This is a genomic window from Hyunsoonleella sp. 2307UL5-6 (assembly GCF_047345485.1).
Classification (GTDB): Bacteria; Bacteroidota; Bacteroidia; order Flavobacteriales; family Flavobacteriaceae; genus Jejuia.
In genome coordinates this window covers 219,799-231,353 of the sequence record NZ_JBLFEN010000002.1, presented here as the reverse complement: position 1 = coordinate 231,353, position 11,555 = coordinate 219,799, and the positions used below count along the sequence as shown (strand labels likewise).

Here is an 11,555-nt window from a genome sequence, read left to right as displayed (position 1 = left end):
GTTACAGAAAGACCTGATACTGTTAACAGTAAGCTAATAGTATACCTAAATTTACAAAGTAAGAAAGTCCCTAATTTAAAATTCTTACTAGCTATAAATGAAAGAATTAACTAAAAGTAAAATAACTAAGCACATTGATGTATCTTCAGAATGGATGGATTTAACCGTGTTTCAAGACGTATCGGTTGATGTTGACTCTAACATACAAACCTTAAGATTACGAGGAAATAATGGAAAAGGCTATGTTAAAAATGTAGATTTTAATAATGGTATGGCAGTTACCCAATACGATTTAAAATTGTACGATGATTTTTCATTCACTTTGCAAAAAGAGGCTAAAGATTATCTGTATTTTTTATATTCAGTTGATGGTGATTTTTATCAAAATTTTGAAACAAATGAAAAGCAGGTTTTGGTTGAAGAGTTACGCACAACAATTGTAGGCTCTATTGGTGATACTAAGTGCGTTATTAATCTTCAAAAAAACAAGCATTATCGTTTTAGTTTAATAAGTATTGATAGGGTGTTGTATTTTGAAAAAATAAAAGAACGTTTTATTACAAACGATAAAGATTTGTATGAGCTTTTAGATGCATTGGATACTGTTAAAAATAAAGTTTACAAGTGTGCATTTAATTTAAAAATAGCTGACCAGTTGCGTTTATTAGAGAGCACTAAATTAGAATTTAAGATTAATAATTTACAACATTTTGAAGGTCATTTTCAAATTATACTTTCTAAGTATTTGGAACAGTTTTGTAGTGAAATTTATGGAGAACGTATTGAAACATCGCTAAATAAAACTGAGCTACAGAAAATAAGAAAAATTACAGACTATATTATTGATAAACCAATGTTGCAGCATACTATAAAAAACCTATGTGATCGTTCGCAACTCTCTCCAGCAAAATTACAAGAAGGATTTAAATGTGTACACAAAACAACAGTGTCTAATTATATTAAAAATATAAGAGTTGAGAAGTCTAGAGATTTACTTATATATACAGATTATAATGTATCTGAGATTGCCTATATGGTAGGTTTTACTAGTAGAAGTTATTTTTGTAAAATTTTTAAAGAAAAGTATAGCTATAATGCTACTGCATATCGCAGTAAATACAAGGAGAAAGGTGTTAATTTAAGTAAGTTATAGTTAATATTTTTTAGTTGTTTTTTTGTTTAGATAATATTTAAATTATAGTTTTTCTAAATCTATCACATATACGTTTAAAGCTAATTATATACATAACTTAAAAGCCATAAAAAAACCTCTTAATTAAAAGAGGTTTTTTTTGTGGCTTTTATATTGACAAATGCTTAATCAACTACGTCTTCAACGTCATCGGCGGCATCTTCAACTTCGTCTCCAGCATCGTCAATTACTTCTTCAATATTATTATCTTTCTTTTCTCTGCATCCTGTAAAAACAGTTGAAACAGTAAAAAGAAACAAAAGTGTATATAGTATTTTTTTCATTATTTTAGTTATTTAGTTAATAATAGATCGACTGGTTTTATTATTTTTTCACAAGACCCTTCAATAACGATAGTACAAATAGTACTATAAATATAAAGAATAAAATTTTTGCGATTCCAGCAGCTGATCCTGCTATTCCTCCAAAACCTAGAACTGCAGCTATAATTGCTATAACTATAAATGTAATTGTCCAACGTAACATAGTGTGTAATTTTAAATTAGTTAAAAGATTTGATTTTCAAATCCTATACTACAAAGATGTTGTTTTTTTATAGATTAAATTAACTCTTATACTGTAGATTTTAGCTCATATAAGTGCTGATTATCAAATATTTACAAGTAAAGGCCTCAGCTTTCTATAATAGAAATGCTAAGGCCTTTTTATAGTACTAACCAATATAATACAAAGTTAAATAGATATGTTTTTAACATTGTACTCAATGCCTTATATAATTAACTGTATTAGATGTATTGACAAAAGTTGGTAACTTTATATCTAATTAATTGCATCAATTAGTTTAAATTTTCTAAAGTTGAAATTCTAGACAGACCATTTTCTATTTGATTTTTTTGTGAAATCAACAGCGAACGAGTGCTTTCAGGTACGCTATTATCAGCTATAACATCTTCATATTCGTTAATTGCAGCTTTTTCGCCTCTTATGGCTTCTTCTAACATTGATTCTTCATTATCAATAGTAATAAATCCTTTAATATCCATCCAAGTTCTGTGAGCAGAACCAGTTAAACTCCCTCCTTTATCTACATTTTCTCCAAAAGATTTAATTTCAGTTTTTAAATCATGTCCAAAATTGTAACGTTCGTCAGCTTTTTTTGTAAAGTAATTTTTTAACGCTTGGTTATTTACATTTTCTGAAGCTTTTTTAAATCCCTTTTCTGCATCATAGGTTTTTTCTAATAAATCATTTAGCTTTCCGCTTATTTTTTCTGTGTAAGTGCTCATAATTATTTGTAGTTATATTAACAGTAATTTATTTTTAAGATGCCTACTGGTTTACATCTAAATCATTAATTATGATATAAATTTACAATGAAGTGCTAGGTTTTTTTATTTCAAATGATAGGATTATTAATCCATATAGTTAATAAGTTTGTATGTACTTAATAGTCTTAGTAATGCGTACTCGGTTTGGGTTAAAAACTTTGGAATAGTCACATTTTTTTCAGTTGCTAAGTTAAATGTATCTATTATGCTACCATCTTTGTATGAAGAAATTATTAAAGGATGGATATAATATGTTCTAGCTACATTTCTCGTGTTACCAAGCGCACTTGCGGCAGCATCTATAGCAATTATAATGTTTTTTTCAATTTGGTTATTTTTAGGAGCAATACCGCACTCTAGGAGGTTTTCTAAACAGATTAATGAAGCAGACCAAGTTCTAAAATCTTTAGCTGAAAAAAAATCTAAGCTAATATCTTGCAAATAGCTGTTTACCATAGAGCTACTAATATTGTGTTTTATGCCATTTTCGTCATAATATTTAAAAAGCTCCCATCCAGGTATTTCTTCACATTGATTTATCAATTTAATTAATCTTTTATTTCTTAAAGTAACAGAGTGCATTTTACCACGTTTGCCAATAAATTCAAATTTTATCTTATTTTTAAAAAGGTAAACATGTTTTGATCTAAGAGTTGATAGGCCATAAGTAGAATTTTTATTAGCATAATGCTTGTTGCCTATTCTAATATGAGTTTCTTCTAGTAATTTTATAACTATAGCTAAAACTTTAGTTTTGAAAAATTAGGTTGACTTAAATCCTTTTCTACTTGCGCTCTAATTTTAGGAAGTGCATTACCAAAATGTAACATTTTGTAAAACTTAGTCTGGTTGCGTATTTTAGACCATTTTTTATGATATCTGTATTGTTTTCTTAACTTACTGTCTCTCCCAATGGCTTGTAAATGACCGTTTTCTAAAGATGAAATTTTTACGTTTTTCCAAGCTGGAGGAATTACTAATTTGGTAATACGCTGTAGTGTTTTTTTACGCGTTAAGAGTTTGCCGTTTTTAATATAGTTAAATTTATTGTTATTACTACTGCGTGATATGTTTAAAATTTCATCGGTAACATATACCAGATCTAGATATTCCAGAGCGTTCTCTGGAGTGTTTATTAATTTTTTTAGTAATACATCTGATGCTTTTATAGTTTCCATTTTTAGCATTGTTTATATATAATTTATAGAAAGCGCGTAATTAATTGCACTGTACATTAAAAACTGTTTTTCTTAATACTTTTAATGTGTTCTCCATAATTATATGTATTAAATTAAATAATTAAGAGCCATAGTGCATTTTGAAAAAAAAACTCTATCAATTCGAGTGAATTTAACGATTGAAATGAGTGAAATTTGTATCGAGAATAAGAATTTTTAATATGAATTGGTTCTCGTTACGATTTTTTATCAAAAAAATCATTCGAACTGACATTACACTGTTTATTTCAACTCAAAATGCACAACGGGTATAATTAAGATGTGTTTGTATATTTTAGTTATACCAATTTATAAGATATTTATATTAATTATTTGTGTTATAACAATATATGTTGTCTCATTAGAAATAATATTGATTACACGTTATGTTTAACCTTATCCGATAAATTATTATCAATATAATAACTTATTTATAATTTCTGTAATAGGAAGATGTATTTTTATTTTATATCTTTTTAGTTTTTACATCTAAAAGGGTGTTATAGATATTAAAACTTAAATATTATGATGCAAGTTAACATTAGTGCAGATAGTACTATTGATATTTTAAATGAAATTAAAGCCAATATAGGAGGGAATATTCAGGATATTTGGGGAGAACATACCTTGATAGTTAATAATACAATAGCTAAAGGATCAATAAAATTTATTCCTTTTGATTGGGGTGTTAGCTTATTACAATACGATATTACATTTTTAGAGGATATTGAATTTCAAATTGAAATTGATACGTTTAATCCGGTAAGATTTATATATAATTTAGAAGCTCCATTTAAACATAAGTTTGGTGTAGAAAAAAGCGAAAAAACAATTAACCAGTTTGAGTCTGTAATTTTTACTAATAAAACTAATGGTGTTAACTGTGTGTCATTTGAAAAAGATGTTAAGATTCAAATTAACATCATTCAAATTGTTAGACAGAAATTTTTAAAGAAGCGCACAACAAATATTTCTTCTTTAAATGATAAACTATATGAGGTTTTTGTTGATACTGATCATGAACAACGTTTTTTTCATCACGGTACATTAAACCTAAGAATGGCCGATTATGTAACGGCTATTAAAAAAGTTAAATCTAAAGGTATGTTGAGGTTGTTAAAAATAGAATCTAAAATTTATGAAATTCTTACACTTCATATTCAAGAACACAATATGTCTTCTCAAGGCGTTTCGTTGCCAACTTCTTTAATTACAAAAGAGTTAAAATTAATAAGGAAAATAAGTAAGGGAATTTCTAAAAATCCTTCGTTTGATTATTCTTTAGAGCAATTATCTAGTGAGTATGGATTATCTCAAGTAAAACTTCAAGATGGTTTTAAGTTTTTGTTTAATAGAACTGTTACAGAATATATTAGACACGTTAGGTTAGAAACATCGCGAGAATTGATACGCACAACAGATTTAAATATTTCTCAAATTGTATATACTATTGGGTTTACAAGTAGAAGTTATTTTTCTAAAATTTTTAAAGAGAAATACGGACTAACACCTTTTGAATATAAGAAACAAGTTTTTGTTCCCATTGCCGTGTAATGACAGGTGTTTTAAAATAGAAAAGTCCCTCAGATTTAAATCTTGAGGGACTTTTTTTTGCTATTAATTATATCTTAACTATTAGAATAAATTGTTTTAGAATTGGTGGTAGCAGATACTGCTTCTTCCATCGTATTATAATATTTATATCTAGAATTAAATATTCTATCAGGTCTTTTTCCTACTATAAAATATTTAACTGTTAGTTCTGGTGCATTAATGCTAACTTGGTCTGAAACTCTAAGTTTTTGGTCTCCAATACTTTTTTCCATTTCTTCTAACTCAGAAATCACATATAATGTAGATCCAGAAGCCCTTATCTCTTTAATTTCAAGGTTGTGTTCTACATCGGTCACTTCGGCCTCAATCATAATATTTTGTTCTGTTTTCTCCATTTTATCACCATTATTTCCATTGGCATCCGGCATATCTATATCTATATATGGTATTTCTACTTCTTCCTCTTCCATAACAACTACTATTTTAGGTATTTCTACAATTTTGGTTTTTGTGCCAACATTTACATCGGCCCAATCTACGTCAAACGTAGGTAATTGTCCTTCTTCAACTTCAACGGCCATGTCTACGTCTGGTAACTCAGTTTCTTTTTTTTGTTTAATGTCACAGCTTACTAAAAAAATTACTATTAGAAATAAGATATTTAGTTTATATATTTTCATATTTTAAATTTTTAAGGTTATTTATTTAATTATTTTTTTCAATAGAACCATAGTTCCAAATTTGCTTGCTACTTTAACGGCGGTTTGTATCCAATTGTAAGGTCTAAAGTCTTCTTTATATTCTTCCTTTACTGCTTTTATTTCTTCCCATGCTATTTGGCGCTCTAAGTTTAAGACTTTTAAATCCTTATCAATACTCTCTAAATCTTTATATGTATTTGTCATAGTATTAGTTAAAAAATTTATCAGATAGTTTTTTTATTACTAATTTATTAATAACGTGTTTTAAAACGTAGGCTAAAACAGATAAGGCTAAAAAAATAAAACTTACAATTACAAAACCCAATGGGTAATTATCGGTTGATTCTCCAATATATAATGCCAAGGCAACAAAAGATGAAAACAAACACATAAGTATAAAGCCACCTATAATGAGGCTTTTAAAAACTAAGCTAACAGATATTGAAAGCTGTTGAAATAATTTTAGTTTATAATATTTGTAAGACGTTTTAATATATTTTTCGCTTACATCTGCCGCCTTAGAATTTGTATCGCTTATTGAATCAATCAGCCCCATAAAATTATGATGATTTTTGTAATTTTTTATTCTTAACTTTCAATTCTGCTAACTTTTTTTCTAATGTTGTTATAACATCATCAGCTTTATGACTTGTGTTTTGTACAAGTTCATCCACTTGATCGTTCAATGTTTGTTTTTTAGCCGTTGCAGTACCTACCACTTGGTCTTTTAAATCTATAGCTGTTTGTGCTAATTTATCTTTTGCTAATGTGGCTTCTGTTGATAGTTTATGTTTAGCCAATTCAGCTTCCGTAGCTATACGCTTTCTAGTCTCGCTTCCTTTGTCTGGAGCAAATAAAATTCCTAAAGCTGCCCCAATTGCAGTTCCTGTAATAACACCCAGTAATGTGTTTCCGTTATTTCCCATTTTTTTATGTTTTAATTATTAATTTAACTTCTACAAAAGTAAATACAAAGACCTTTATTGTTTAGTGCAATTACTGGTATTGTTAACTTGTATAAGATGTTTATTTAAGTTCAGAATAATATGATTTGAGTTAATAAAATACGCAGAACGATATTATATTATAAGGTTGTATTTTTTGTAAAAAATTATGAAGTATCATTTAAATACGTAATCATTAATACTTAATGTTAACTTCGCATAAGTAAATAGGTGAAGTTATAAATATCAATAACGGTAAGTGTTTTATGTATTATGGCTTTATAATAGAAAAATTAAATAATCAACTCATTATATTATAAAGTTTAAATGATAAGTGTTTTAATAATAATTTATATTATCATATCAGGCTTAGCTCTTTTAGGCGTGATTTTTTACGGTGCTAGACCCAGTAAATCTTTAAGTTGGCTGTTCGTAATTATTTTTATGCCATACTTAGGTGTAGTATTTTATGTGCTGTTTGGTTTAAATAGAAGAAAAATACGGCTTTTTAAATTAAAGCAAACCTTAAAACGTAAGCTGTATGACGAAAAATTTCATGATGATAATGCGAGAAAACCTTTCGAAAATTTTCAATCACAAAAAAGAGAAAAATTAGCAACACTAATTTCAAATAACAATAATTATTTACCATACAATGGTAACAGTGTAGAGTTACTAGAAGATGGAGATACCACATTTTCCTCAATATTTAAAGCCATAAAAAATGCAAAATGTTTTATCCATATACAATACTACATATTAGAGGAAGGTGAATTAATGGATAAGTTGTTTGCTTTATTTAAAGAAAAGATAAAGCAAGGAGTTGAAATTCGCGTGATGTATGATGCTATTGGGAGTTTTGATTGGAAAAGAAAATCCATCAGGCGTTTTAAAAGTATTGGTGTGGTAATTTGCTCATCAATGCCTTTGCGGTTTGGTAATTTTATATTTTCAATGAATTACAGAAATCATAGAAAAATTGTAATTGTAGATGGTATAATTGGTTTTACAGGAGGATTTAATTTAACTGATAAATACATAAAACCTGTATCTAATATGGGTATTTGGGAAGATATTCATCTTAAAATTAGTGGGCCTGCAGTTGAGAGTTTACATAAAGTGTTTATAAAAGATTACTTTTTTGCTAGTAAAGAAGATATATTACTTAATACTAAGTATTTGCCTAAGCAACAAATAACTGGCAACAGTATTGTACAGATAGTAGCTAGTGGTCCAGATTCAGATTATGCTGCTATAATGCAGCAATATATTATGCTTATTAATTTAGCCGAAAATTCTATATGTATCGCTAACCCATATTTTATACCTAGTGCTCAGGTGCTTACGGCTCTAAAGATAGCGGCTTTAAGTGGTGTACGCGTACAAATATTGTTACCATTTCAGTCTGATTCTGTTACAGCAAAATACAGCATGCGTTCTTATTTTGAAGAATTAATGCAAGCCGGAGTTGAGATATATTTAAAAAAGAACGTTTTTTTGCATAGTAAAATGGTGATAACAGATATTGAAATCCTATCAATAGGATCAGGGAATTTTGATAACAGAAGTTTTGATCATAATTTTGAAACCAATGCTCTTGTTTATAACAGAGAACTTGCTGCTTTAGCTTACAAAAGTTTTGTAGATGATTGTAAATTAAGTGTAAAATTAGAGTTTAAAAAATTTAAAACCCGTTCTACTCAAGAGAAATTTTACGAAGGTGTTGCTCGCTTTTTAAGTCCTCTTCTTTGATTTGTCAGGCTACATAACCGCAATTCCTTATCTATTTACCTCGTTTTTGTTGGATTGCGACAATCTTATAATTAATTGAATACACATTGCACTACTTTGTGTTTTAGTTTTACAAATAAAAACTAAAAACATATTATGAGTCCATTACATCATTTGTTTGAAAGTGAAATAAAAGATTTGTATTCAGCTGAAAAACAACTGTTAAATGTTGTGTTACCTACACTTATAGACGTATCAAAAACGCCATGTTTAAAAAAAGGTTTTAATGAATTAGTTGATAAAACAAATTATCAGTTTAAATGCATAAAGCATATATGTAAAAGACTAGAAATAAACTTTCCAGACGAAGTTTGTATCAAAATGTCGCCAATAGTTAAAGAGCTTAATAGAATAAAAGAAAGAGAAAATTGCGATAATGTTAAAGATATGAAGCTGATTGCCTCTGCGCAACGTATAGAGTATTTTAAGATTTCAGGTTATAGTACTGCGACCAGAGTAGCCAAACAATTAGGTTATACTGAAGTAGCAGAGTTATTGCAAAGCCTATTAAACCATGAGTTATATGCTGATAATAAATTAAATGAATTAGCAATTATGCGAATATCAAATAAGTAGTTGATTAATACGTTGTTTTTTAAGACGAAAGAAGACAGGATCCCTCTCCTGTCTTTTTTTATTTGAGTTCGTATTTTTCGTATTAGCATTACATCTCGCAATTAAAAACATGTAAACTGTAAAAGTTACTCTAAAGTATAACGTTACAAATAAAGTCTGTTATGAATAATAAAATAATTCCAGAATATATAAAGCATGAAGCAACTAAAGCTTTATCATTTTATCCCGAATTAAAAGATGTGCCAATAGAGTTTAAGCTTACTAAAAAAATGAGTGCATCAGTAATGAAGGCACAACCTAAGTTATTGAGTTTATTTAAAAATAAAAAAAACCGAAAATATGTTATTTTAATTAGCAGACATTTTGATATTAAAAAAATGGAACTACACACAAGTTATATACCCAAAGAAGTTTTAATTGGTTGGTTAGGGCACGAATTAGGGCATATTATGGATTATCACACAAGAAGTAGTTTAAATTTAATTGGTTTTGGTTTAGGTTATATATTCTCAAATTCTTATTTACGTAAGGCAGAACAAACTGCAGATAAATATGCTATTAGGCACAATATGAAGGATTATATTTTAGCAACTAAAAATTATATCCTTAATCATACAGAACTTTCAGATAGGTATAAAGAAAAAATAAAACGATTATATGTGTCACCAGAGCAAGTTTTAGAATTTGTTAATGAAGAGACCACTAAGTCTCAAAACGTTATTGTTTAACAAAAAACTTAAAATAAAATGTCAATAAAAGGAACTCTTATAAAAGGCGCAATTCATCTTAAGGATAATTTAACACCAGATGTAAATCATATTGATGCACAAGAAAAGGTTTTAAATGATTTACTAAATACAGCAAAAAATACTGCGTTTGGTAAAGCTTACGATTTTGCAAGTATACTTAATAGTAAAGATTGTAAAAAAGCATTTTCTAAGGCGATCCCTTATTTTGATTATAATAAACTTAAAGCTGAGTGGTGGCAAAGAGTTATAGAAGGTGAAGAAAACATAACATGGCCAGATAACCCAGATTATTTTGCGCTAAGTTCCGGAACTACTGGGAAAACAAGTAAACGTATTCCTGTAACTGATGCTATGATAGCTGCCATAAGAAGAGCAGGAATAAAACAGGTTGAAGCACTTTCTAATTTTGATTTACCAGCAACTTTTTTTGAAAAAGATATTATGATGTTAGGTAGCTCTACAGATCTTAATGAACGCAATGGGAACTTAGAAGGCGAAATTAGTGGTATAAGCGCTAGTAGAATACCATTTTGGTTTGAAGGATATTACAAACCAGGAAAAGAAATAGCTAAAATTGACGATTGGGACGAGCGTGTGCAAGAAATAGCGGAAAATGCTAAAAGTTATGATATTGGCGCTTTAAGTGGTATACCCTCTTGGATTGAATTAATGTTAGAAAAAGTTATAGCCTATAATAATGTAAATAACATTCATGAGATTTGGCCTAACTTGAAAGTGTATACCTCTGGCGGTGTAGCATTTGCACCTTATAAAAAAAGTTTTAATAAGCTTTTAGCACACCCTATTACTGTAATTGATACTTATTTAGCATCAGAGGGATTTATAGCATTTCAAGAACGTCCAGAAACAGACGCTATGCGCTTAGTAACTGATAATGGTATTTATTTTGAATTTGTACCGTTTAAGCCTCAATACATTAATACTGACGGTTCATTAAAGCAAAACGCGCCATCAATTCCGCTATCACAGGTAGAATTACATCAAGATTATGTACTTATTATAAGCACTGTTGCTGGTGCTTGGCGATATTTAATTGGTGATACGGTGGAGTTTACAAATGTAGAACGTGCTGAAATTAAAATTACAGGCAGAACTAAATTTTTTCTAAATGTAGTTGGATCTCAACTTTCAGTGAATAAAATGAATAAGGCATTGCTGGAAATGGAGCAGAAATTTGATCTTGAAATTCCAGAATTTACATTGTCTGCTGTTAAGATAGACGATAACTTTTATCACCATTGGTATTTGGGTACTAATACCAATATTGATGATAAAAAGTTGGCTAAAGAATTAGATAAACTACTGCAGGCTGCAAACAAAAATTACAAGGTTGCTAGAACTAAAGCCTTAAAAGGTGTTAAGGTCTCAACAGTTTTACCAGAAGTGTTTGCTCAATGGAGCGGTAGTCAAAAGAAAAAAGGCGGACAAGTTAAAATGGAACGAGTAATGAGTGAAGAGAAGTTTAAGGAATGGGAATCATTTGTTGCTACATCTTAATAAACAAGGTTTATAATTATTTAA

The 11,555-nt window shown here is 28.7% G+C and carries 15 protein-coding genes; 6 read left to right on the top strand and 9 right to left on the bottom strand.

The features are described 5' to 3' along the window. Positions 1-97 precede the first annotated feature (97 nt). The gene (locus tag ACKGJY_RS04510) at positions 98-1,153 is read left to right on the top strand and encodes a helix-turn-helix domain-containing protein (protein WP_413972661.1); all 1,056 of its coding nucleotides are present in this window, start codon (positions 98-100) and stop codon (positions 1,151-1,153) included. 164 nt (positions 1,154-1,317) lie between these two features. Here ACKGJY_RS04510 and ACKGJY_RS04505 read toward each other — a convergent pair whose 3' ends face one another. From ACKGJY_RS04505 to ACKGJY_RS04485, 5 genes are all read right to left on the bottom strand, one after another. Further along, the gene (locus ACKGJY_RS04505) at positions 1,318-1,476 is read right to left on the bottom strand and encodes a hypothetical protein (RefSeq protein ID WP_413972660.1); all 159 of its coding nucleotides are present in this window, start codon (positions 1,474-1,476) and stop codon (positions 1,318-1,320) included. Between the two features lie 40 nt (positions 1,477-1,516). After that, on the bottom strand, positions 1,517-1,678 hold the full coding sequence (locus tag ACKGJY_RS04500; RefSeq protein ID WP_413972659.1) for a DUF1328 domain-containing protein: 162 nt from the start codon (positions 1,676-1,678) through the stop codon (positions 1,517-1,519). 311 nt (positions 1,679-1,989) lie between these two features. Further along, the gene (locus ACKGJY_RS04495; RefSeq protein ID WP_413972658.1) at positions 1,990-2,439 is read right to left on the bottom strand and encodes a ferritin-like domain-containing protein; all 450 of its coding nucleotides are present in this window, start codon (positions 2,437-2,439) and stop codon (positions 1,990-1,992) included. Between the two features lie 126 nt (positions 2,440-2,565). Then, positions 2,566-3,183: a hypothetical protein gene (locus ACKGJY_RS04490; RefSeq protein ID WP_413972997.1), complete on the bottom strand. Its 618-nt coding sequence runs from the start codon at positions 3,181-3,183 to the stop codon at positions 2,566-2,568. 38 nt (positions 3,184-3,221) lie between these two features. Continuing rightward, on the bottom strand, positions 3,222-3,659 hold the full coding sequence (locus ACKGJY_RS04485) for a hypothetical protein (protein ID WP_413972657.1): 438 nt from the start codon (positions 3,657-3,659) through the stop codon (positions 3,222-3,224). 564 nt (positions 3,660-4,223) lie between these two features. Between ACKGJY_RS04485 and ACKGJY_RS04480 the strand changes: the two genes are divergently transcribed. Beyond that, entirely contained in the window at positions 4,224-5,252 is a 1,029-nt protein-coding gene (locus ACKGJY_RS04480) for a helix-turn-helix transcriptional regulator (protein WP_413972656.1), read from the top strand. A gap of 74 nt (positions 5,253-5,326) precedes the next feature. Here the strand turns inward: ACKGJY_RS04480 and ACKGJY_RS04475 are convergent, their stop codons facing one another. The 4 genes from ACKGJY_RS04475 to ACKGJY_RS04460 are packed head-to-tail and all read right to left on the bottom strand — an operon-like array spanning position 5,327 to position 6,879. After that, positions 5,327-5,932 (bottom strand): hypothetical protein, encoded by a 606-nt coding sequence (locus tag ACKGJY_RS04475; protein WP_413972655.1) that lies wholly within the window; start codon positions 5,930-5,932, stop codon positions 5,327-5,329. 21 nt (positions 5,933-5,953) lie between these two features. Next, the gene (locus ACKGJY_RS04470; protein ID WP_413972654.1) at positions 5,954-6,157 is read right to left on the bottom strand and encodes a hypothetical protein; all 204 of its coding nucleotides are present in this window, start codon (positions 6,155-6,157) and stop codon (positions 5,954-5,956) included. A 4-nt stretch (positions 6,158-6,161) separates the two neighbouring features. Beyond that, positions 6,162-6,509 carry a hypothetical protein gene (locus ACKGJY_RS04465; RefSeq protein WP_413972653.1) on the bottom strand — a complete coding sequence of 116 codons (348 nt, stop codon included), beginning with the start codon at positions 6,507-6,509 and terminating at the stop codon, positions 6,162-6,164. A 4-nt stretch (positions 6,510-6,513) separates the two neighbouring features. Further along, the gene (locus ACKGJY_RS04460) at positions 6,514-6,879 is read right to left on the bottom strand and encodes a YtxH domain-containing protein (RefSeq protein ID WP_413972652.1); all 366 of its coding nucleotides are present in this window, start codon (positions 6,877-6,879) and stop codon (positions 6,514-6,516) included. Positions 6,880-7,224: 345 nt separating this feature from the next. Between ACKGJY_RS04460 and cls the strand changes: the two genes are divergently transcribed. From cls to ACKGJY_RS04440, 4 genes are all read left to right on the top strand, one after another. After that, positions 7,225-8,649 carry a cardiolipin synthase gene (cls, locus tag ACKGJY_RS04455; protein WP_413972651.1) on the top strand — a complete coding sequence of 475 codons (1,425 nt, stop codon included), beginning with the start codon at positions 7,225-7,227 and terminating at the stop codon, positions 8,647-8,649. Between the two features lie 135 nt (positions 8,650-8,784). Continuing rightward, complete coding sequence (locus ACKGJY_RS04450) at positions 8,785-9,264, top strand: DUF892 family protein (RefSeq protein WP_413972650.1); 480 nt, start codon at positions 8,785-8,787, stop codon at positions 9,262-9,264. Between the two features lie 161 nt (positions 9,265-9,425). After that, positions 9,426-9,992 carry a hypothetical protein gene (locus ACKGJY_RS04445; protein WP_413972649.1) on the top strand — a complete coding sequence of 189 codons (567 nt, stop codon included), beginning with the start codon at positions 9,426-9,428 and terminating at the stop codon, positions 9,990-9,992. Between the two features lie 18 nt (positions 9,993-10,010). Further along, positions 10,011-11,531, top strand: a complete 1,521-nt coding sequence (locus ACKGJY_RS04440) for a GH3 auxin-responsive promoter family protein (RefSeq protein ID WP_413972648.1) — start codon at positions 10,011-10,013, stop codon at positions 11,529-11,531. Positions 11,532-11,555: the final 24 nt, after the last annotated feature.